Source organism: Vogesella lacus (genome assembly GCF_979366295.1).
Genome location: NZ_CEETQT010000045.1, coordinates 1 through 338, shown reverse-complemented (window position 1 = coordinate 338; position 338 = coordinate 1). Strand labels below are relative to the sequence as shown.

1 protein-coding gene is annotated in these 338 nt (G+C 65.1%); it reads left to right on the top strand.

The genetic code is table 11. From position 1 onward, the window contains the following. A partial coding sequence (locus tag ACZ9W6_RS17640) for a hypothetical protein (protein WP_465192492.1) occupies positions 1-338 on the top strand: 338 nt, incomplete at both ends.

Below are 338 nucleotides of genomic sequence, written 5' to 3'. Positions count from 1 at the left end.
CGGCCAGAACACCTTCAGCCTGGCCGGCCAGACACTGAGCGGCAGCGATACCCTGAAGATCCGGGTGGTGGATACTGCCGGCAATGCCGGCACGGTCTACTCGCAGGCTTATGTGCTGGACAGCACCGCACCGACCAATACCATCAGCACCCTCCAGTTCTCGGCCGATACCGGTTCTTCCAGCAGCGACTTCATCACCGCGACGGCGGCGCAGGATCTCTCCGGCACGCTGGCGGCCAATCTGGCCAGTGGCGAGACCGTGCAGGTCTCCCTCGACAACGGCAAGACCTGGACCGACGCCAGCACCACCGTCGGCCAGAACACCTTCAGCCTGGCCG